This is a genomic window from Maridesulfovibrio ferrireducens, assembly GCF_900101105.1.
GTDB lineage: Bacteria > Desulfobacterota > Desulfovibrionia > Desulfovibrionales > Desulfovibrionaceae > Maridesulfovibrio > Maridesulfovibrio ferrireducens.
In genome coordinates this window covers 593,753-615,986 of sequence record NZ_FNGA01000001.1, presented here as the reverse complement: position 1 = coordinate 615,986, position 22,234 = coordinate 593,753, and the positions used below count along the sequence as shown (strand labels likewise).

Below are 22,234 nucleotides of genomic sequence, written 5' to 3'. Positions count from 1 at the left end.
TTTGTTTTATAAAAAAGAGTGGTAATCGGTAACCGGTCATTTTTGTGAAAATTGCTCCCGATGTCAGTGGGGCAAAAGCAAGTCATTGATCGGGGAATAACATATAACTGAAGCAGCAGGAAAGCGATATGAAAATTTCTGAAAGACTTATGAGAGCAAAGCCGTCCGCAACTTTGGCGGTCAATGCAAAAGCACAGGAACTGCGCGCACAGGGCAAAGAAATTGTCAGCCTTGCGGTTGGCGAACCTGATTTTCAGACTCCACAACATGTTTGTGATGCTATGAAAAAAGCTGTCGATGAAGGTTTCACCCGTTATACCCCGGTTCCCGGAATTCCTGAACTGCGCACAGCTGTTGCCGGTTACTACAAAAGATTTTACGATGTTACAGCCAAAGCAGAAAACACAATCATCAGTAATGGCGGGAAACATTCACTTTACAATCTGTTCATGGCTCTGATTGATCCAGGCGATGAAGTTCTTATTCCTGCTCCTTATTGGGTTAGTTATCCTCCGATGGTTGAACTTGCAGAAGGCAAACCAGTAATTGTTCCGACAACGGCTGAATCCGGTTTTCTTGCTCAGGTTAAAGATTTGGAAGCGGCTTGTACTCCTAGAACAAAAGTTCTTGTTTTAAACACTCCTTCCAATCCGACAGGCGGACATTACCCTCAGGATCATCTTACTGAAATTGCTGAATGGGCTAGAAAGAAAGGAATTTTCATTATTTCAGATGAAGTTTACGATAGACTTGTTTACAAACCTGCGACTTATTCTACACTTTCTAATTTCTGGGAAAAGTATCCTGAAGACGTAGCTATTGTCGGCGCATTGTCCAAAAGTTTTTGCATGACAGGATGGCGCGTTGGAACTTCTCTTGCTCATCCTGACTTAGTTAAAGCAATGATTAAGATTCAGGGACAGTCCACTTCGAATGTTAATTCCATGACACAGAAAGCCGCGGTAGCAGCATTCGAAGGTCCTTGGGACTTGATTGATAAAATGACTGTTGCCTTCCAGAGACGCAGAGATCTTGCTTATGATATTATTTCTTCATGGCCCGGAGTTATTTGTCCTAAACCTGATGGAGCATTTTATCTGTTCCCCGTTTTGAATACTTTCTTCGACGAAGAAACACCTGATTCCGCTTCCATGTGTACTAAAATTCTGGAAGAAGCAGGCATTGCCTTAGTTCCCGGTTCCGCTTTCGGCGATGACCGTTGTATTCGTTTTTCTTATGCTCTTGATGATGAGGTTCTCAAAACTTCATTGGAAAAAGTCGGGAAAGTGTTGATGAAAAAATAAAATGTTCGTAAAGATAGTCATATTTGATTAGTAATAGGATCTTACCTCTCCCGGAAAAGATTACATCTTTCCGGGAGAGGCTTACGAACCATTAATCGCGGAGATTGAGTATGGCAACGAACATTATTGACTGGACTGACAGTTGGCAGGATAAGCTTGATATAAAATCAAAGTATGCTTCTGCGGATGCAATTTCCGCCAGATTCAGCAAAGAAGTTGCCGAAGGTAAATTACCATTCTGTTCCATGCCATACATGGCGGAACTTTTATACGATCTTGAAGGTCTTGAGGACTATGTTAAAGGCTTTGATCACATGCTGCTGCTCGGAATCGGCGGTTCCGTCCTCGGAGCAAGAGCATTGCAGAAAGCTTTTTTCTCAGAGCAGGATGAGCCCTGTCACAAAGGCCCCTGGTTTTGGATAGGTGATAACGTCTGCGCCAAGACCCTTGAATCTTATCTTGAAAAACTCCCTCTTGAAAAAACTCTCGTTGCAGTTGTTTCCAAATCTGGTGGAACAATTGAAACTATCAGTCAATATTTTCTAATCCGTAAAAAGATGCAGAAGAAGCTGGGTGAGAAATGGAATCGTAATTTTTTGTTTGTAACAGACAAGAAAAGCGGTTTTCTTCGTGAACAGGCTGATGAGCTTTCTATTCGTACTTTAGAAGTTCCTGACAATCTTGGCGGAAGGTATTCTGTCCTTTCTGCTGTAGGCTTACTTCCGGCTATGTTTATGGGAATTGATTATCGCTCGCTGGTGGAAGGAGCTTCCGCTGTATTGTCTTCGCTTGCATCTTCCACTCTTGATGCTGAGACACTTCTTAATCACCCATCATATAAAATAGCCTGCTGGAATGCCACGCTGATGGAAAAAGGTTACAATGAGCTGATATTTTTCTCTTATATCCCTCAGTGGGCCTGTTTCGGGCAATGGTTTGCACAGCTATGGGCTGAAAGTTTAGGCAAGGAAGGTAAAGGCAGTCAGCCTATTCCGGCAGTCGGTGCAACTGATCAGCATTCCGTTAATCAGATGTTTTTAGACGGGCCGCGGAACAAGGGGTGTTTGTTTTTAACTTGTGATTCTCTTCCTCACGGAGAAAAGTTCCTTGAGGATATCCCGGATAAATTTTCATATATCAAAGGAAAAAGTTTTGGAGATCTGATTCACGCTGAAGGGCTCGGAACAAAAATGGCCCTGTCGGCCAACGATGTTCCTTTGGTAGAATTTAAGATGGCTGAGGCTTCCGAAGAATCAGCCGGACGATTGATGGGGGTTCTTATGGCGGCAACCATTTTCACAGGCTGGATGATGGGTATTAATCCGATTGATCAGCCGGCTGTTGAACTTGGAAAGCGTCTTGCCAAAGCTCGTTTAGGAGCAGATGGATTGCAGGAAGAAAAAAACGATCTGGAAGCTTTTTTGAGCACCAAACGCGAAGAACAGATTTTTTAAGATTTGATAAATGATTTCGCTTTCAGCTGGACCAAAGGGGATAATCCCCTTTGGAAACCCTATTTGGTAGAATATTTTAAAATCGGTCGTTCATATTAATGGATGACCGATTTGATTTTGTTGCATAAGGCTTATAAAGATGATTTCACAGGATTGAGCTGAATAATGAAATTAGTTTGCCATAATTATGATTTTTAAAGGGTAAAGTCGGCATTATTGCCTTTTAATAAGGAGCTTCAACACTTGAATTCCAAACCTAAAGATCCGCAGATGCAGTCTTTTCAGCTGGTTAAATTACTATCATGGACTTTGCTGGTAGTTATTGTAGCAAGCAGCTTGGGCCTTTCTGTTTTTCTTGCGAAGCATGCAGATGAAACCCTTCTGGAAAAGCATAAGGAATTTGCACTGTTACAGGCTGAAAACCTTAATCATCAGATATATAGGCGTTTTATTCTGCCGACGATCATCGGTTATGGTAAAATCGGGTTAAAAAACGAAGAACAGATGGACCGTCTGGATCAGGTAATTCGTTCTACTGTTCATAGTTATAAAGTCAGTGAAGTGCGTATTTATGATCCCAGCCTTATTATTTCGTATTCATTGAATAAAGAGAATATAGGGAAAGAAGATTTAGGCGGTGAAGTTATTACCTCCGTTCTTGAAAGCGGTAAGCCGAAATATGAATTTATAAGTAAAAAGTCTGCGATAGGCGCGATTTTTGATTTTAATATGCGTCCGGGAACAATGCTTTTGAAGATAGTTTATCCTCTGCGTTCAGAACAGAGTTTGAATATTGAAGAAAATATCATTATGGGAGCCTTGGTCCTTACTCAAGATATTACTGAGGATTACCAGTCAGTTATAAATTTTGAGAGGCTGATACTCTTTACATCGTGTTGTTCAGCGTTGATTTTATTTGCTACCATCATGATGATTATCAAGCGTGCAGATATCATTAATGCACAGCGGATGAAAGACAGGCAGGCCTTTGAAAGGGAACTGAATCAAAGTGAAAAGCTTGCAAGTATAGGGCGTATGGTTTCGGGCGTTGCGCATGAAATTCGTAATCCTTTAGGAATAATAAGTTCCAGTTCAGAACTGCTTCTTAAAAGAATGAAAGATGTCGATCCGATGAATACGAGAATTCTTTCGGCTATTCATGAAGAGTGTAAAAGGCTCAGCCGTACTGTTAGCGATTTTCTTGATTACGCAAGACCTCGTAAACTAACGTTTGTTTTAATTGATACCTCTGATTTACTTGATAAAATAGCTACTTTTCTAGAACCGAAATGTCACGAAAGCGGTATTGAGATTAAGCTTGAATATGTGCATGGTCATAAAATATGTGCTGATGAGGATTTACTTTATCGTGCTTTTTACAATCTTGTCGGGAATGCTGTGCAGGCCATAGAGAAGGACGGCAGTATACGTATTTCTATCAATGAAGTTGCAGATGGTTTATCAATTGTTTTTTCAGACACAGGACCGGGTTTTAACGCTGATATAGTTGATAAAGTTAAAGATCCTTTCTTTACAACTAAAGACAGCGGAACGGGCCTCGGGCTTGCCATTGTAAGTAATATTGTGGAAAACCATGAGGGAAGATTAACTGTAGGGAATAATCCTGAAGGCGGCGCGCGGATAGAAGTCTTTTTATCTGCAAAACATGATTGCTAGCACTTTTATTGGTGCTGATTTTAAAATTTTGGATAGAGTAATAATTTATGGCTACTAACATTTTGATATTGGACGATGAACAAAATTACCTCCTCATTCTTGAAGCTATGCTTTCCGATGAGGGATATAATATTACTGCGCTTTCAGACCCCGAAACAGGTCTGGCTTTTCTCGATGAATCAGAAGTGGATCTGGTTATAACCGATATGAAGATGCCGAAGCTCACCGGACGCGATGTACTTGAGCATGTTAAAAAGAATTTTTCTCATATTCCTGTGATAATTATGACTGCGTTTGGTTCAATTGAGTCAGCAGTTGAAGCTATGAAAATAGGGGCATTTGATTATATTACCAAGCCTTTTGCCAATGAAGAGCTGATGCTCTCAGTAACAAAGGCCGCCCAGTTCGCGAAAACGCAGCGTGAAAACAGAATGCTTCGCGAACAGATTAAAGATCGCTACTCTCCGAATAATATAATTGGTCGTTCAAAGCCGATGCTTCAGGTTTTTGAGATGATTCAAAAAGCTGCTCCGGGCAATTCGACAGTTCTTATTACAGGAGAATCCGGTACCGGTAAGGAATTGGTAGCTCAGGCTCTACATCAGTCCTCTCCGCGTTGTGATAATCCTTTTATCTCAGTAAACTGCATGGCTCTTAGTGCTGGGGTGCTCGAAAGTGAGCTTTTCGGTCATGAAAAGGGGTCTTTCACCGGTGCTGTAGCTCTTAGGCGCGGACGTTTTGAAATGGCGGACAAGGGAACACTGTTTCTTGATGAGATAGGCGAACTTTCTCATGACATGCAGGTTAAGCTTTTAAGAGTATTGCAGGAAAAAACAATTGAACGGGTAGGCGGAGTTGAGTCTATAAAAATAAATATCCGAATTGTTGCTGCGACTAATAAAAATTTAAAGGAAGCTGTTGAGAATGGAACTTTCCGCGAAGATCTTTATTACAGACTTAATGTTGTGAGTATTGAACTTCCTCCGCTTCGTGAGCGCAGAGAAGATATTCCTTTTATGATTGATCATTTTTTAGCTAAGTATTCAGCGGAGAATGATAAAAAGTTTGAAGGATTTTCACCTGCTGCGATGGATTACATGTCCGCTTATGAGTGGCCGGGAAATGTTCGTCAGCTTCAAAACGTTATTGAGCGCTGCGTTGTTCTTACTTCCGGAACGGTTATCAATACGGATGATCTTCCCGCTGAAATTAAAGACGAAGAAGCACAGTTTAAAAGTGCTGTCGATTTGTTACCTACCAAAATCAATCTGGCTCAGGCTTTAGATAAAATTGAGGCAACTCTTGTTCGCAGAGCTTTGGTGCAAAGTAATTTTGTGAAGGTTGATGCCGCTGAAATGTTGGGACTTTCTAAAAGCCTGCTTCAGTATAAGCTGAAAAAATATAGTATCAGCGGGAAATAGTTTGATTGAAGGTTTACAAACATTCGTTATTCCTGAAAATCGTAGACAGTATAGCTGCTCATAAGCTCGAGCAATATATATGGGCTGACGTTGTTTCTAATACATATTACAGCGTCAGTTATCATTTTCATTTTAATTTCAAGCTCCAAAGTATACGCTTTTTTGCGCTCGGCTAATATTTTTCGCAGATATTCTTCATCCATCTTTGCTAGAATCAGTGACAATCCTTTGTTGAAAAATTGGTCATCAAACTTTTGGGTGTATTTTTCCATTTCCGCTTGCCCGTTTTCATCTTCAATAAGCTTCAGTTTGAAAAGACTCATTGCAATATCTTCGGGCGGAAGGCGATCTTTTACCGCTGGATAAAGCAGAAGTGGTCCGTGTTTTAATAAACGGCTCAGCATCGCTGCACTGTCTGGAAAGAATGCGGCCAATTTTGAAGCAAGTTCGTTTGAGTCTTGTTTGCTGTTAATCGAAAGAAAGAAAATTTCAATCAGGTCCACCCGTTTCTTATAGTCTTCGAGAATCTGAGCGCGTAATTTTTTTGATTCTTTAAGAACAAGCATGTCACTAGCGTCATCAATTGATAATCTGAAAATTGATGAGCTGAATGTGTCGTCCAGTCGCTCTAAAATGAGGTTTTGAACTTCAGGTTTCCTGCCGAAAAGATTTTTGCTGTTTTCAGCAGCCAGATTCCACCACGAAATAAGATCATGTAAATCATTTTGGTTAAAATCAAATCTTGGAAGTGAGTCTGAGAAATGTTTCATCTCTGCTGACAGATCAAAAAAAGAATCATCTATCTCAACAGTCGGTGCCGGTCTGATAAATCCGGATTTTACAAGATTTTCTACACGATCAAGTAAAGCTTCGCATCCATGTTCAATTTCAATGGCGCTTAGTGATAATTGTTCTGAAAAATAAGATTCAAGCAAGGAAGAAACTTTTTCTCTGCGGACAGTATTCAAATTTGAAAGGATTATTTCTTTTGATTGTTCTGAAAGAATAACGAGAATTTTTGCAGTTGTTTCATTACTGATATCGCGTGTGAATATTTCCTGAAGATAGTAATCCGGCATCAAGGTCAGAGATTCCAGCCTTTGATCGGTGTTGAGGTCAGACATTTTGATCATGAAAGCTTTCTCCATTGTTTATAAACTCAAAATCCCTCCCGCATGACACGGAAGGGATTTAATATGTTCTTCGTAATAGCGAGATTTAAAGAACGGGCAGGTATGTTTTGAGTTCGTACTCAGTGATTTGAGTCCTGTAGGCATCCCATTCTTTAATTTTATTTTTGTATAAATTGGTATGAATGTGTTCGCCGAGACATTCTTTGACCAGTTCACTCTTTTTCATAGCCACAGCAGCTTCATACAAGTTGCCGGGAAGAGCCGTTATTCCGTGTTCTTCAAGAGTTGGAGCATCCATTGCGAAGACGTTTTCTTCAATGGGGTCCGGAAGTTTGTACTCTTCTTCTATTCCTTTAAGGCCGGCAGCGAGCATAACAGCAAAACAGAGATACGGATTTGCTGCCGGATCAGGAGAACGCAGTTCCATTCTGGTCGCGCATTCTTTACCCGGTTTATACATAGGAACGCGTACAAGCGTAGAGCGGTTTTTTCTGGCCCATGCTACGTATACTGGCGCTTCATAACCCGGAACAAGGCGTTTGTAGGAGTTTACCCACTGATTCGTCACGCAGGTGAATTCCGGACAATGCTTTAAAATTCCTGCAATGTAGCTTTTTCCTTCAGGGCTGAGATGGTATTCATCATTGGGATCAAAAAATACATTTCTTCCGTTTTTAAACAGAGATTGGTGAACGTGCATACCGGAACCGTTAACGCCATACATAGGTTTCGGCATAAAGGTCGCGTAGATACCGTGTTTGCGGGCGACTTTTTTAACGATTACACGGTAAGTCATGGCGGTGTCGGCCATTCTCATACATTCAGAATAGCGAAGATCAATTTCATGCTGGCTCGGAGCTACTTCATGATGACTGTATTCGACATCATATCCCATCTCTTCGAGAGAAAAGATGATATCGCGGCGGATATCATTACCAAGATCAAGAGGGGGGGCATCAAAATAACCACCCTTATCGATTATTTGGGTACCCTTTTCATTAGCGAATAAGAAAAATTCCAGCTCTGGTCCGACATAGAATGTGTATCCTTTGTCAGCGGCTTTATTGAGGGTTTTTTTGAGTACCCATCTGCTGTCTCCTTCGTAAGGAGTTCCGTCGGGGTTTTGAATGTCGCAGAACATGCGGGCGACAGGGCGTTGGGATGGTCTCCATGAACATATTTGGAAAGTTTTAGGGTCAGGCAATGCGATCATGTCTGATTCTTCGATTCTGGTGAACCCAAGAATGGAGGAGCCGTCAAATCCCATTCCTTCCTCAAATGCTGATTCTAGTTCTTTAGGAGTGATCTGAAAGCTTTTCAGTGTTCCGAGAATGTCTACAAACCAGAACTGAACAAAGCTGATATTGTAGTCTCGTACAGCTTTAAGAACATCATCTGCATTTTTGCAATTAAAGATAGGCGCATCCATAGTTGCTTTCCTCCTGATTGAAGAAGTTATGTTTAGTATGTGTTGACGTCGTCAAATATGTTTAACGTATTGTCATATATTTAAAAAAAATATGAAGGCTTTACTAATCATTAGATTATAGCTGAGTCAACGGTATTTTTGCAAATGATATTAGTAGAATTTTTAAGTGGGGAAGTTATGTTTCATCAATCAGGTCACGAACTTCACGGAAGAACGAAAGAAGGAAGGTTTGGTCTTTAGATTCGGAATTGATATCCAGCCGGTTAAAGAAGGAAACGATGTTTCCTTTAGGTGTTTTTGTGCGTTGGAAAAAAAGTTCGTGGAGTGGACCTGTCGGGGATTTAAAAGAAAGAATCCATTCACGCCCCTCTTTGCGCCATATTTTATTAGAATTAAGAGCTTTTTTGGTTGTTACGAGTTCAACCAGCTCTGTAAGTGTAAAAGGCTGACCGGGTTTTCCCGGCATACCCAGAAAATCACCGTTTTCAGAGTGGATTACAACTGGAAGTTCAAGGAAGTCATTTTCAGGATAAATCTGACTGGAGTCTGATTCCAGAGTGTACGAACTGGAGTCGCCATGATCCTTCTTAATAGTAATAAGTTTTTTGGCGGTAACTCTCTCGGATTGGGGCAATCCAGTAGCAGAGGAAAAGATATTTTTAATCTCTGAGATTAAGTGTTCATTATCTGAATTATTAGAATCATGTTTTTCTATAAGCTTAAATAACCCTTTTTCAATTTTACCAAGCCGATGTTCGGCTTTAGCCTGAGCTGTTACAAGCCCTGCCATGCCATTCATCATTTGCATTGTTATACGGGTCAGTTTTTCTAATTCCAGACTGGAATTGTTCTTTGATTCTGTGGTTACCGATAAGTGTTGATTTTCTTTAACTGACTCAAATTCAATAAGAAGTTTACCGCGTATCTGCTTTGTCGATAGGCTTTTCTCAAACAGCTCTTTTATCCGCAAACAAAGTTTGTCTGCGCCTTTTTTGAACCGCAGAGGTTTACCGTGTCCGGCAATCAGGAAGAATTCAGGGAATTTTTTACGATAGCTTTTAATTGTGGTGACAGATACGCCTGTGGTCGCGGCGAGATCTTTGTGTGTGAGTGTGTCTGTGCCCATCGGTCAGGATTATCCTGTTTTTGAATTTTCTTAAGTCGAATCTTAATGGGGCTGGACGGACCGGATTCAGAATTTCGCGTTTAGTTTGTTTGAGTCGGGTACCCATTTAACTGAGGCGCGAATAAAAACCCTTTCCGGTTCCGCCCAATACCGCATTCTGTCTATTTAGGAAAGATCTATGGGAGGTAGATCGTCGCCTTCAGAGTGCGATGCAATGAAATTTTTATTCTCTATGGGTTATCGATAACTGTAATCGTCTGGCAGGTCAATAGGTAGGGTGTTTGTCTATATCTTTTCAAGCCACGCTTTTTGACTGTAGTAAGCTGTTCCGAATCCTAAATCTGTGATCAGCGGCTCGATGATTTTGTTAGAGCTGCGATCATGCTTCAGCCAGCCGCCTCTTCTGATGATTGCAGCGTCCGGGTGTATTGTTTCATCAAAACATATTTTAATTTTCATGCTGCCAAGTTTTGTGGTCAGCATGGCCTCCTCTCCTTCTTTTAAGTCATTAAGGTATGGAGATTCAGGAGATATGAAAAGTTCAGGTGTTCCAGTTTGATATTCTTCTGGAATTTGTGAATGCAGGTAATTTTTTCTGAGCAGGGATAATAAATTAAAGCCTTTCCCATTCGATTCTTCGACACTGAGCTTTATGGGAAGCGTAAACTTTTCATCATTGGATTTAAAATTAAGGTTTTCGTATGCAACTGAAGGCCAGTCACATTTCGCAAATCCTTTTTTCTTTAGCTGTTCAAAAGTAAAAGGGGTGCTTGAAGATTCAAGTGCTTTTTTAAAACAAAGTTCAGCTTCCGGAATCAGGTTTTTTTCCAAAATCATAGTTGCCAGTGTTCTGATTATTTCAAAATCAGATTTTACTGAGCCTCGCGGAGTTAAAACTTTTGCAGACCAGTTGATGTAATTGTGAAGCGCACTGCCAATAATTTCATCACGTTCCATGGTCAGGGCGCAGGGCAGGATTAAATCAGAACGCATGGCGGTGTCATTCATGAAAGCGTCAACTGTGACAACGAACTCGCAGTTTTCAAGTGTGCGGGCGGCGGATTCGCAATTCGGAGTCTGGTTTGCCAAATTTACACCGTCTATCCAGATAAATTTTACCTTTTTCTCTCTCTTCGATAGTTCGCTTTCAAGTTTTTGTAGGAGAACATTGTTATCGTTTTTTGTTTCGGGAGTAGCCGCCCAAGATGAAAAATTTCGGCCTGATGAAATGTTATAATAAAAGCCTGTCCCGGATTGTCCCATTTGTCCACTTAGCGCGCATAGTGAGCAGATATAGGAAATGTTTTCACCTCCGAAGGTGTATCTTTGTACACCCCAACCGATAAGTGACGATACTTTTTTATCTGATATATATGCGTTACTAAGTTCTCGAGCTGTTTTTAACTCAACTCCGCAGAGTTCGCATAGTAGGTTAAGATCATAGCCTTGAATGAGCTTTTTAAAAGGTTCAAGTCCGCTGCATTTTTCAATTGCTTTAGGGCTTACTTCATTCGATTCAAGTAAAATTTTGATTAACGCCGCTGCCAGAAATCTGTCTGTGCCGGGGCGGATTGTAATGATTTTGTCACTGAATTTTTCGTTGCCGTCGCCGCCCGGAGAAATGGAAATGACAAGTTTGCCTTTTTTTCTGGCATCTTTGATATACGCAGCGGTGTGAAGAGAGCTTCGGGAAAGATCTTTGCCCCAGTTGATTATTATATCGGCATTGCTGAGTTCAGATAAATCGTTTTGTTCAAGTGAGCCGAAGGTTTTGACGATTGCTTCACATCCGGCTTCGTCGCAAAGGGAGCCGTAAGTTTCAAGAGAGCCAAGTGTTCTAAAAAAAACATTGCTGGCATCTGCAAGCACGCCTCTATAGCCGTAACCACGGACATGCAGAATTTTTTGAGGATCTAATGAATTGAGTTTGTCAGCGCAGAGTTTAAAAGCTTCTTCCCATGAGATTGATTCAAAGGAACCGTTTTTTTTTAATAGGGGATTAGTAATTCTATCTGGATGATTGATGCGTTTTAAAAGGTTTTTCCCTTTTGCACATATAAATCCCTTGGTAACGGGATGTTCCGGATTGCCTTTCAGGGTAATTTTATTGTTTTTAGTTTCAACTACGAATGAACAACTGTCGGGGCAATCTAATGAACATGCGGATATTTTCATTGATGACCTCTTAAAATTGGATAGCTTTTTTCTTTAAATATGAGTCCGCAGGGGGATCAGTTTTGAAAGCGTGTAAGCAGGGAAATGATGAAAAGAACAGCCAGCGCCGCCATCAAAATAGTGTTGATATTGATGCCGCCTTTAAGTTTCTGTTTTCTCCGGTACCCGAATATCAGAAAGAGGATGAATATGAATATTAGCAGCTTGTACATATGATAGAGGGAGCCATTGAAATATTATTTAAGTAAAATTCTCATCTGACGCGTTTAAATCAGTTTGCACGATTTAAATACGGTCCGCCAGAGTTTTATCTGCTTGAAGTTGTGTCCGGAGTGATTAAATGAATGGTTTGATTAAAGGGGAAGAATATCTTCCCCTTTAAATAGAGTATGTTAGATTACTTTATTAAGCGGATACTCAATAATTCCTTCTGCGCCCATTGTTATGAGTTCAGGGATGAGTTCGCGTACAGCAACTTCTTCTATCATGATTTCAACTGAAACCCATGCTGCATCGGAAAGTTCTGAAACAGTAGGGGAGTTCAGGCTTGGCATAACTTTCATTGCTTCGGGAAGAATAGCTTTAGGCATATTCATCTTAAGGCCGACCATTTTCTGAGCTTTAAGTGCGCCCTGTAGAAGTAAATTGATGTTTTCAATCTTTTTACGTTTCCAAGGGTTTTCCCATGCTTTTTTGTTGGCAATCAGCATGGTGTTTGTGGACATCAGATCGGATATAATGCGAAGTCCGTTTGCTTTGATGGTTGTACCTGTTTCGGTAACTTCAACGATAGCATCGCAAAGTCCTTCTACAACCTTCGCTTCTGTTGCGCCCCAGGAGTATGAAACTTCAACGGGAACGTTGATTGATTCAAAGTACCTTTTGGTGAAGCCCATAAGTTCTGTGGATATTCTTTTGCCGGCAAGGTCTTGTGCTGTCTTGTAAGGAGAATCTCCTGCAACAGCCAGAACCCAGCGTGCTGCGCGATTGCTTACTTTTGAGTAAACAAGGCTCGAGACTTCAACAACATCAGATTCATTTTCGAGGATCCAGTCTTTTCCGGTAAGTCCTACATCAAGTGTTCCGTTTTCAACATACTGAGAAATTTCCTGCGCACGGCACATGGCACATGTCAGTTCATCATCGTTGACATCCGGGAAATAATTGCGGTGGTGCAGGTTAATTTTCCAGCCGGATTTTTCAAAAAGTTTGATTGTAGCATCTTGTAGGGAGCCTTTAGGAAGGCCGATTTTGAGCATATTGGACATTATTTGTAAACCTCCTTGGGGTCAAAAATATAGGGCGCGCATTCTGTAACGGCGCCGTCCTTAAGTTCGCGGAAAAAACAACTTCTATAACCTTTGTGGCACGCAGCTCCACCGATCTGATCAATCAGCAAGACTAACGTATCGTCATCACAATCAATTCTGATGGACTTTATTTTTTGAACATGGCCTGATGTTCCGCCCTTATGCCAGAGGGTGTTACGACTTCTGCTCCAATAATGAGCATCACCGGTTTCAAGGGTTTTGTTCCATGCTTCCTCGTTCATGTATGCCATCATCAGGACTTCTCCTGTTTCGGCATCCTGTGCTATGGCAGGTACGAGTCCGTTCATTTTTTCAAAATCAGGCTTCATCATACAATCCTCTGATTTGGTAGGCGTTTGCAGCCGCGTGAATTTTAAAGTTTTTTAAGGGAAGATTACTTCGGATACTCACCAATCTGAATTAGTCCCTATAAGCGAAAAAAAAGCGCCGGCCTGAGTCTCAGGCGGCGCTTTTAAGTGTGCTTGTAGGTAAATGCGATTTATTCGCTTTTATCCTGACACTCCTTACAAACGCCGAAGAGGTACATTTCATGATGGGTAAGCACAAATCCGTGCTTCTTTGCGAGTTCTTCCTGAAGATGTTCAATCTCAGGATCAACGGCTTCAATGGTCTTGCCGCAATGTTCGCAAACTAAATGGTCGTGATGATCATGACCATATTTATGCTCATAACGGAGCACGCCATCATTGAAATCAACAGCCTTGGCAATGCCGGATTCGGCTAGGAGTTTAAGGGTACGGTAAACAGTCGCCTGTCCGATGGAAGAGTCTTCTTTACGGATAAGATTGTACAGTTCTTCAGACGAAATATGTCCTTCTTCATTAAGAAAAGCTTCAAGAAGAGCTCGTCTCTGAGGGGTCATTTTAAGTCTCTGTTTGGACAGATATTCTGAAAAAATGTCTTTCGCTGATTTCATTAACTGTACTCGATTGACTGATTATTACCGTTATTGATAAATTTTTCTACAATGTAATAAAGGTAAATGTCAAATCCTCATTGCTCATATTTCGACATAATAGTATCAATGTCGCAACTTAAAGGCGATTTGAAGTTATATATGGGTAAGAATTTTACAAGGAGTTTAGAAATGGAACTTGATAAATTTATAGCCGAATGGGTTCAAGACCCCGCCGGTGTTAAAGAAACGTTTATTACATTAAAAACTTTGCTTGAATCTCTTGATGCAACTGATCTGGTTTTTAAGACCAGACCGGGTGTAACTTACTCCCTTCGCGGAGTTAAAAATACTCAGAGCAAGTGGCCTCTCTATGTCATGGTTGATGTAATAGATGATGATCCGGCCGATCGCTGGCTTTCAGTTTGCTTTTTCGGTGATACAATAACCGACCCTGACGAACTTGGTGATCTTGTTCCCGGTGGACTTCTCGGTGAAGACGGACATTGTTTCGATGCAGATAGCCCTGAAATGAAGGATTTCCTTGTAGCCAAAGTTACGGAAGCTCACTCCAATCAGTAGACTGATGAAGGCTTACGCTTCTCTTTTACTCTAAAAAAATAAACCGGCACGTATTTAAATACATGCCGGTTTATTTTTTTTTCTGCGAGTTCGAAATTAATAAGAGGTTTCTTAGATTTTTGATTGAATAACTGAGCTTTTTATTGGTATCCCGTAGATTGTTTTGTTTCATTGCTATTGAAAAAATACGGAGTGATTATGAGTGAACAGAAAATTCATACTCAAGAAGATTTGCTTGTTATTGAAAAAATGCTGCTGCCGTTTAATCAATTTGTAAAAATTGAATCATCCGGTGGGGTTGTACTTATACTTTGTACTATCATTGCTTTGATATGGGCGAATTCACCTTTGGCTCATTATTATGAAGAATTCAAAAATATTCCTCTTACGGTCGGAGCCGGGGAATTTATTCTTTCGAAGCCAGCAATTCTATGGATTAATGACGGTCTTATGGCTGTGTTTTTCTTTTTGGTGGGGCTTGAAATCAAGCGTGAAGTCTTAGTCGGAGAGCTTAATTCCTTGAGGCAGGCATCATTACCGATTTGTGCAGCTGTGGGCGGAATGGTTGTTCCTGCTCTTGTCTATGTCTATTTCAATTACGGTACGTCCTCTATAGGCGGTTGGGGCATTCCTATGGCGACTGATATTGCGTTCAGTCTCGGGGTACTTTCTCTGCTGGGTGACCGCGTGCCCGTCAGTCTGAAAATTTTTCTAACAGCAATAGCTATCGTTGATGATATCGGGGCCATTCTGGTTATCGCTATTTTTTATTCCTCTGGTGTATCTCTTTGGATTATAGGTCTCGGACTTTTATTTTTCCTGATGATGATCGTGCTCAACCGGATGGGGGTCAGAGCTCCTTTTCCTTACTTAATTCTGGGTATTTTTATGTGGCTCGCATTTTTAAAAAGCGGAGTTCACGCGACTGTTGCCGGAGTTTTGGCAGCAATGACAATTCCAGCTTCCACAACTCTTTGCTGTGGAAACTTTGTTTCTTCGATTCGTAAAAGTCTTATGGAATATGAACTTGCAGGAGGTAAGAGCCCGGTTACTCTTTCTAATAAGGAAATGCTTTCCTCGCTTGAGGAGATGCACAATGATATTTTAATGGCTTCACCCCCTTTGAAAAGGATTGAGCATAATCTTCATTATTTTGTAGCCTTCGCTATTATGCCGATATTTGCTCTTGCAAATGCCGGAATAAGTTTTTCTTCGGATAGCGGCGGCGGTGGACTTGATGTTTTTCACCCGGTAAGCATCGGTATCTTTTTCGGGCTTATTGTTGGTAAAACTGTCGGGATTTGTCTGGCCAGTTGGGTAGCTATTAAAATCGGTATTGCGGATAGACCTGTGACCATGCAGACGGGGCATTTTTTAGGAGCAGCGCTGCTTGCCGGTATCGGTTTCACAATGTCTATTTTTATTGCCACTCTTGCATGGGGAAATCATGCTGAATTTATTGTGGATGCAAAATTCAGTATTCTGGCAGCTTCCGCGGTTGCAGGGCTTCTTGGTTTTCTTGTTTTACGCAGCTGTTCACTCTCACTTACCTGCAACAAATCTAATCCGTTATGATCTCCGAGTTCAGCAAAAAGCAGGTGCAGGCTGTTGTGGCTCGTTACAGTGAAGATCTTGAATGGGTTAAGGATCTTCATTGCTTCGCAACTGTTTATAACAAAGGAGAAACAGTTGTGGAAGGCGCGGTTTCTTTGCCCAATATAGGCAGGGAGGCCCATACTTATCTGACTCATATTGTAAGGAATTATTCTGACCTTCCAGAATTTACGGTGTTTTTGCAGGGGGCACCCTTTTTTCATATGGAAGAGGGGGCTGATTGCACTACGTTGGTCAATCTTATTCAGGAATCAGTTTCAAAAAATGTTCCTTTTAAGGGATTTGCCTGGTTTAGACTTCGTTGTGACCGTTTAGGGAGACCTCATCAAATGTCTGATCCTGCAAGCAGAGGAAAATGGTCAGGGTGGGGTAAAGATATTCCTGTAGGTGATTTGTATGAAAAGCTTTTCAACCGTACATCCCCTGAGCAATTTATTGCGAGCGCAGCTACAGGTCTTTTTATGGTTCGAAGGGATCGAATTCTTACCCGGCCCTTGGACTTTTATAAAAATGCACTTTCGATAATTGAAGCAGATCCCCGTGATACGAATAATACCGGGCACGCCTTTGAACGTTTATGGCAGGTTATTTTTAACGGCAGCAAAGCTATAAATCCGTAATGTTCATATTTCTTTCACATTTATTTTACCCTCCTTCTTTCATTATTCACAAACAGAGTTGATCAAAAATGCAAGGTCAGCTGTGACCTATGCATGTATATTTTGCCCCCCAAAAGGGTGTCAGAAGAAGCGTGAACGGTGTTTACAAAGTGAACACTGCTTGCTAGTTCTATTCTCATGACAACATCCACCAGAAAGAAAATAGAACATGATCGTATGAGGCAGCTGATTATTGATGCTGCAAAAGAGCTTTTTGCCAAGGACGGTTTTGATAATGTTTCGATGCGCAAAATAGCTTCACGGATAGATTACAGCCCCGCTGCTCTTTACCGTTATTTTAAGAACAAAGAAGAGCTTGTTCTTTGTCTTCGAGAGGAAGGACAGCAGAGGTTTGCTGAAATGGAAAAGCATCTGCCAGATATTGAAGATCCTTTTCAGCGGGTCAGAGAAGGTGGGCGTATTTATCTTAATTTTGCAAGGGAAGAGCCTGAATATTATGATCTTCTTTTTATCAAAGCGACTCCATCGTTTTGTTCCTCTGAAAAATGGTTAGGCAAGCCTCATCAGAATTTCTTGAATTTTAAAGAGACCGTGCGCGAGTGTATTGCAACCGGAGTTGTGGGAGATATTTCGGTTGATACGGCTGTGGCGGCTTTGTGGGCTTCTGTTCACGGGCTGGCTTCGTTGGCGGCAACCGGCAAACTGCAATGTTGTTTACCTGATATAGATATGGATAATATTTTTGAAGATGTTTTAGATTTTATAACTATTCCGCAAATTGAGCGTGAAAAATTGAAAAAGGCTAAGCAATATGAAGATAAAACATAGCTGTATTGATTTTTTTCTTTCTTTTCTTTTGGTTGTGCTGCTTGGTCTGACAGTTCCTACAACGGTTGGGGCTTCTTCGCCGGAAGTATTTGAAGCCATACCGGCTGCACGGGTTATATCCTTAACCGGATTTACTCGGCCTAGAGTCGAAATGACTCTGGTGAGTGAAGAGTCCGCTATGTGTATCAACGTTCATGCAGATATCGGGGACACAATCGGTGCAGATGGCTTATTTGCGGATCTTGATCCAAAGTTTATCAAGCTCGAAATTGCGCAGTTGAAGGCTGACACCGAGAGGCTTAAGTCCGATGTGCATTATTATCATAAAGAGGCAGGGCGCTATATTAAGCTGGTTAAAAAGAATACGGCCGCTCAGTCTGAGCTTGATCTGCATATCCGTAATCTTAAAAGCGCCGAAAGCCTTCTCAGGTCGCTACAGCTTAAGCTTAACGTTGATCAGGAGCATTTACGCCGCTATACCCTGCGTGCTCCCGTAGGGTGGAAGGTCGTTAAGCGCTATATTGAGCCGGGAGAGTGGGTGACTAAAGGTGAAAAGGTCGCAGAACTCGGTAATTTTAAAATTCTTTTAGTTCCTTATGCCCTTACAGTGAAAGAACTTGAAAAAATTAATAAAATGGAAGGCAAGGTTACTCTTGATCTCCCTGATATTGATAAATCTGTTGAAGCAAAGCTTGAGCGTATTTCTCCTGATTTTGATCCTGAAACTCGTAAAATTGATGTAGGTTTTGAAATCTCCAGCGGAGATTTTAAGTTCAGAGGCGGGCTTCGTACAGAATTAAAGATTGAAATGCCTGATCAGGGCGGCTCTGTGATTGTCCCCGAATCTGCGATGGTTAAAGCCTATGATGACCGGTTTCTTGTCAGACCCGACGGCGTAAGGGTTAAAGTTTTAGTTCTTGGCAAAACAAAGGATGGCAAAGTCCGTGTCTCCTCAAGAGCCGTCAAAGCTGGTGAACAGTTTTTATTGAAGCCATAGTATTTCTTGAACGGTTATCAAGGTTAATTTCAATCTGACAAGGAGCCTTCACATGAAGGGACTGATGCGGTTTACTCTGAAACAGACTGTTTTTATAAATATAATTTTTATATTGCTGATGGTGGTCGGTCTTTTCTGTGCATATGATCTTCCTGTTGAACGTTATCCGAATGTTCACATGGGTAAGGTTGTGATCACGGGATTCTTACCGGGTGCATCCCCCGCAGACGTTGAAGCTCTAGTAACAAAGAAGATTGAGGACGCGCTTGATGATCTGGAGAACGTCGAATACATCCGATCACGCTCCTTTCGTGAACGGTCCAGTGTTCTTGTAAAATTCATCGATGATACAGATTACAAAACAAGTTATGATGAACTGCGTTTCAGAGTTCTTTCTATTCAAAATGACCTGCCAAAAGAGATGGACCCGCCGTCCTTTATGGAAATTAATGTGAGTGAATGGCTCCCTGTTATCAGGGTATGCCTTGTGGGTGATAGAGCCAACCGTGCTCTTGCAATGATGGCGGACGAAATGAAGGTGCCGCTGCGTAAAATTCAAGGAGTCAATCAAGTCGAGATTGAGGGTGAATATGTACGTGAATTCCATGTAAATTTAGATCCTGAAAAATTAATTCGCACTAAGATAACTTTCGAAGATGCTGCCAGAGCTTTGGAAGATGCAAATATTTCTATTCCTGCCGGAGACTTTGTTTCTAATACCGGAGAGTATGTAATTGTTGTTGATGAACGGTTTCGTACCAGAGAGGAGATAGCGGAGACTATTATTCGCATGGACGGAGACGGTTCGTTTGTAACGATTGGCAATGTTATGAGTGATGCGCGGGTTTCCTACCGTGATCCGCAGGTGATAACGTCCATTAACGGTCAAAATGCCGTAACCCTTAAAATCGTTAAAACCAGAGACGGAAACGCGGTTACGATTGCGGAAGAAGTCGAAGTTGTCGTGGCTTCATTTAAAGAAGCTCTTGAGCGTGAAGGGGTTAAGCTTGTACTGACCAACGATCAGAGACTTCATATTGATGAGGCCATGAAAACGCTGGGACTTAACCTGCTTGTAGGTATCGGGCTTGTCTTTGTGGTGATCTATCTTGTTATGGGGTTCCGTAACGCGATGTTGACTACAATCGGAGTTCCTTTTGCCTTTCTTGTGACTATGACAATCATGCATCTTACAGGTAATTCTCTTAATCAGATTACTCTTTTTTCCTTTGTGCTGGTCAGCGGAATAATTGTTGATGACGCAATCGTAGTCGTTGAGAATATTTTTCGTCATGTTCAGGAAGGCAAAAATCTGCGGGAAGCTGTTGTGGATGGGACCTCTGAGGTTTTCTGGCCTGTTATTTCAGCCACCGCCACGACTGTTGCGGCGTTTCTACCCATGCTTATTATGTCTGGATCGACAGGTGAATTTTTTGCTCAGGTTCCAAAAGCCGTAACCTTTGCGCTGATTGCTTCTCTGATTGAGTGTCTGGTGATTCTTCCTTCTCATTTTCTCGATTGGCCGGGAGCTAAAAAACTTTCCAAGGGAAGCGATAAGTTAGCACACGAGCCTGTTTTTATGCGTCCTTTAAGGCGTTGGACTGATAAATTGCTTTCACTTGTTATGCGGTTCCGTTTTACTTCACTCTCTGTAGTTTTTGCTGCTTTTGTTCTGGCGATATTTATTCTGGGGGTATCTGTTTCCGGTGCAATTCCGCTGATTAAAATCAAGTTTTTCCCTGATGATTACAGCCTGTATTATATTGAAATGGAAGGTCCGGTTGCAACTCCCATTGAAATTACATCTGACAAGTTGAAAAGAATGTCGGTGTATATTGAAAAAATGGGACCGGGCATGTCTAAATCAGCTACTGCTTTTGCCGGATTCTATCAAAATGAAGATTATGAAATGGTGCATGGCAGCAACTTAGGAAATATCGTAATTGAACTGCCCGCAAAAAATAAACAGGTCTTTGCTGATGCTCCTGAAAATGATCCCGGAACTCATTTGGAATTTATCAGAAAGGAAATTGAAAAATTCGGTGAAGAGGGCTGGACTCTTCGCGTTCGTCCTGAAAAAGACGGGCCCCCCACCGGAAAAGATTTAAACATTAGAGTGCTCGGCGCTGATCATGGGGCAGTGCAGGAACTGACAAAAGTAATACTTGATTTTATAAAAGGAAATGAAGAATTAGGGCCTGAGCTTGTTAATCTTGGTAAAGATGATGGTACTCCCAATAGAATCTTCAGATTTTTACCCATAAATGAACGTATCGCAGAATACGGGCTTAACCCGAAGCAGGTTGCAAGATTATCCGGCTCGGTTTTGGATGGTCGTTTTGTAGGAGAATTCAGACTGGCTGACGAAGATGTAGACCTGCGTCTAAAGATAGATCCTGAATTTCTAACTTCACCTGAGGATGCTCTCAGCATTCCGGTACTGGAGCATAACGAAAGTCCTCTCAGGCTCGGAGATTTGTGTAAGGCATCTATTTATATGGAGCCGGGGCAATTCAACAGGTTTATGAGTCAGCGTGCTGTGACGATCACAGCCAATATTAAACCGGGTTCAAGGCTTTCTTCACCTACTGCGGTAAACAGGATTAAAAAATTCTATGAATCCGTGCGCGGAGATTTTCCCGGAGCTTCTATTAATTTTTCCGGTGAATTTGAATCTACAAGAAAATCGTATACTTCCCTTATATACGCCTTTTTTACCGCAATATTGATAATTTATCTGGTTTTAGCGACTCAGTTTCAATCATACCTTCAACCTGTGATCATACTTTCCGCGGTTGTTTTTTCACTGACAGGGGTTATACTCGGCACATTCTTGTCGCAAACCATATTTACGGTGAACAGCTTTATCGCAACTGTGGGTGTCACAGGGATTGTTGTTAATGATTCGCTAGTGTTACTGGATTTTATTAATAAACTTTATCAGGCCGGATTGAGCCGCAAAGAAGCACTCCGTGAAGGAGTCAGAATAAGACTCAGGCCGATTTTGCTTACAACTTTGACCACAACTCTCGGGTTATTGCCGATGGCGATAGGTTTTCCATCGTATTCACTGGTCTGGGGAGCCATGGCTTCAACCTTTGTAACAGGGCTTTGTACTGCGACTTTCCTGACTTTGTTCATTATACCGGTCGAATGGGATCTTCTTATGGGATTCATGGAATGGAAAGAAAAGCGCAAAGAACGGAAGCAGAGTCTCCAATCTTAAAAATAGATCTACAACGGTCCACAAAGTTTATTGTCTACAGGGGTGAAACGTGAATGAATTGGAAAAAAAACTGGCTGAATTGAATGAACGATATGCCGCTGATCTTGGAGATCGAGTTATGAAGATTGAAGGATTTTTATCCGAGTATGCTTCATCCGGCAGCGAAGATGCTCTTGAAAACTTATATAAAGGAGCCCACGCTCTTGCAGGTTCAGCCAGAACTTTCGGACTTCCTGATGTAAGTGTGGCTGCTAAGGAGCTTGAATTATCTGCACGCGATTCAAATGATGTAAAATTTTTACAGACTAAGTTGTCCAAGTTAAAAAAATCATTTCTTCCTGATTGTTAGCGGGTTTAATAATAACCCTTACACCCTCTATGCACTTCTTTTTAAGGGCTATAATTTGTTTTCATGTTGTTTT

At 41.4% G+C, this 22,234-nt stretch carries 19 protein-coding genes; 12 read left to right on the top strand and 7 right to left on the bottom strand.

The genetic code is table 11. The features are described from left to right. Positions 1-128 precede the first annotated feature (128 nt). The 4 genes from BLT41_RS02740 to BLT41_RS02725 all read left to right on the top strand — a co-directional run bounded on the left by BLT41_RS02740 (position 129) and on the right by BLT41_RS02725 (position 5,856). Positions 129-1,304, top strand: coding sequence for a pyridoxal phosphate-dependent aminotransferase (locus tag BLT41_RS02740; RefSeq protein WP_092158016.1), 1,176 nt, complete (start codon positions 129-131; stop codon positions 1,302-1,304). A gap of 110 nt (positions 1,305-1,414) precedes the next feature. Beyond that, the gene (locus BLT41_RS02735; RefSeq protein ID WP_092158014.1) at positions 1,415-2,758 is read left to right on the top strand and encodes a glucose-6-phosphate isomerase; all 1,344 of its coding nucleotides are present in this window, start codon (positions 1,415-1,417) and stop codon (positions 2,756-2,758) included. 243 nt (positions 2,759-3,001) lie between these two features. After that, the gene (locus BLT41_RS02730; protein ID WP_170830293.1) at positions 3,002-4,435 is read left to right on the top strand and encodes a sensor histidine kinase; all 1,434 of its coding nucleotides are present in this window, start codon (positions 3,002-3,004) and stop codon (positions 4,433-4,435) included. Positions 4,436-4,482: 47 nt separating this feature from the next. Next, positions 4,483-5,856: a sigma-54-dependent transcriptional regulator gene (locus BLT41_RS02725; RefSeq protein WP_092158012.1), complete on the top strand. Its 1,374-nt coding sequence runs from the start codon at positions 4,483-4,485 to the stop codon at positions 5,854-5,856. 26 nt (positions 5,857-5,882) lie between these two features. Here the strand turns inward: BLT41_RS02725 and BLT41_RS02720 are convergent, their stop codons facing one another. The 4 genes from BLT41_RS02720 to BLT41_RS02705 all read right to left on the bottom strand — a co-directional run bounded on the left by BLT41_RS02720 (position 5,883) and on the right by BLT41_RS02705 (position 11,719). Continuing rightward, complete coding sequence (locus tag BLT41_RS02720) at positions 5,883-6,989, bottom strand: hypothetical protein (RefSeq protein ID WP_092158010.1); 1,107 nt, start codon at positions 6,987-6,989, stop codon at positions 5,883-5,885. Positions 6,990-7,074: 85 nt separating this feature from the next. After that, positions 7,075-8,418: a glutamine synthetase family protein gene (locus tag BLT41_RS02715; protein WP_092158008.1), complete on the bottom strand. Its 1,344-nt coding sequence runs from the start codon at positions 8,416-8,418 to the stop codon at positions 7,075-7,077. A 175-nt stretch (positions 8,419-8,593) separates the two neighbouring features. Further along, complete coding sequence (locus BLT41_RS02710) at positions 8,594-9,544, bottom strand: MerR family transcriptional regulator (protein WP_092158006.1); 951 nt, start codon at positions 9,542-9,544, stop codon at positions 8,594-8,596. A gap of 285 nt (positions 9,545-9,829) precedes the next feature. Then, positions 9,830-11,719, bottom strand: coding sequence for a molybdopterin-dependent oxidoreductase (locus tag BLT41_RS02705; RefSeq protein WP_092158004.1), 1,890 nt, complete (start codon positions 11,717-11,719; stop codon positions 9,830-9,832). 62 nt (positions 11,720-11,781) lie between these two features. Between BLT41_RS02705 and BLT41_RS17385 the strand changes: the two genes are divergently transcribed. Continuing rightward, complete coding sequence (locus tag BLT41_RS17385) at positions 11,782-11,919, top strand: hypothetical protein (protein ID WP_170830292.1); 138 nt, start codon at positions 11,782-11,784, stop codon at positions 11,917-11,919. A 192-nt stretch (positions 11,920-12,111) separates the two neighbouring features. Here BLT41_RS17385 and hisG read toward each other — a convergent pair whose 3' ends face one another. The 3 genes from hisG to BLT41_RS02690 all read right to left on the bottom strand — a co-directional run bounded on the left by hisG (position 12,112) and on the right by BLT41_RS02690 (position 13,966). Further along, positions 12,112-12,987 carry an ATP phosphoribosyltransferase gene (hisG, locus tag BLT41_RS02700; protein WP_092158002.1) on the bottom strand — a complete coding sequence of 292 codons (876 nt, stop codon included), beginning with the start codon at positions 12,985-12,987 and terminating at the stop codon, positions 12,112-12,114. After that, positions 12,987-13,391 (bottom strand): phosphoribosyl-AMP cyclohydrolase, encoded by a 405-nt coding sequence (hisI, locus tag BLT41_RS02695; RefSeq protein ID WP_425283307.1) that lies wholly within the window; start codon positions 13,389-13,391, stop codon positions 12,987-12,989. Before hisI ends, hisG begins: the two co-directional genes overlap by 1 nt. A gap of 137 nt (positions 13,392-13,528) precedes the next feature. Then, positions 13,529-13,966 (bottom strand): Fur family transcriptional regulator, encoded by a 438-nt coding sequence (locus BLT41_RS02690; protein WP_092157998.1) that lies wholly within the window; start codon positions 13,964-13,966, stop codon positions 13,529-13,531. Positions 13,967-14,137: 171 nt separating this feature from the next. Between BLT41_RS02690 and BLT41_RS02685 the strand changes: the two genes are divergently transcribed. The 7 genes from BLT41_RS02685 to BLT41_RS02655 all read left to right on the top strand — a co-directional run bounded on the left by BLT41_RS02685 (position 14,138) and on the right by BLT41_RS02655 (position 22,161). Beyond that, on the top strand, positions 14,138-14,527 hold the full coding sequence (locus BLT41_RS02685; protein ID WP_092157996.1) for a hypothetical protein: 390 nt from the start codon (positions 14,138-14,140) through the stop codon (positions 14,525-14,527). Positions 14,528-14,725: 198 nt separating this feature from the next. After that, complete coding sequence (gene nhaA / locus BLT41_RS02680; protein WP_092157994.1) at positions 14,726-16,102, top strand: Na+/H+ antiporter NhaA; 1,377 nt, start codon at positions 14,726-14,728, stop codon at positions 16,100-16,102. Positions 16,103-16,137: 35 nt separating this feature from the next. Then, entirely contained in the window at positions 16,138-16,761 is a 624-nt protein-coding gene (locus BLT41_RS02675) for a DUF3431 domain-containing protein (RefSeq protein WP_342025610.1), read from the top strand. A 177-nt stretch (positions 16,762-16,938) separates the two neighbouring features. Beyond that, complete coding sequence (locus BLT41_RS02670; protein ID WP_092157990.1) at positions 16,939-17,589, top strand: TetR/AcrR family transcriptional regulator; 651 nt, start codon at positions 16,939-16,941, stop codon at positions 17,587-17,589. After that, a complete protein-coding gene (locus tag BLT41_RS02665; RefSeq protein ID WP_092157988.1) occupies positions 17,573-18,586 on the top strand; it encodes an efflux RND transporter periplasmic adaptor subunit in 1,014 nt (337 codons plus the stop codon). The genes BLT41_RS02670 and BLT41_RS02665 overlap by 17 nt, the downstream gene beginning before the upstream one ends. Positions 18,587-18,638: 52 nt before the next feature. Further along, positions 18,639-21,812 carry an efflux RND transporter permease subunit gene (locus BLT41_RS02660; RefSeq protein WP_092157986.1) on the top strand — a complete coding sequence of 1,058 codons (3,174 nt, stop codon included), beginning with the start codon at positions 18,639-18,641 and terminating at the stop codon, positions 21,810-21,812. Between the two features lie 49 nt (positions 21,813-21,861). After that, the gene (locus BLT41_RS02655) at positions 21,862-22,161 is read left to right on the top strand and encodes an Hpt domain-containing protein (RefSeq protein WP_092157984.1); all 300 of its coding nucleotides are present in this window, start codon (positions 21,862-21,864) and stop codon (positions 22,159-22,161) included. Positions 22,162-22,234 lie beyond the last annotated feature (73 nt).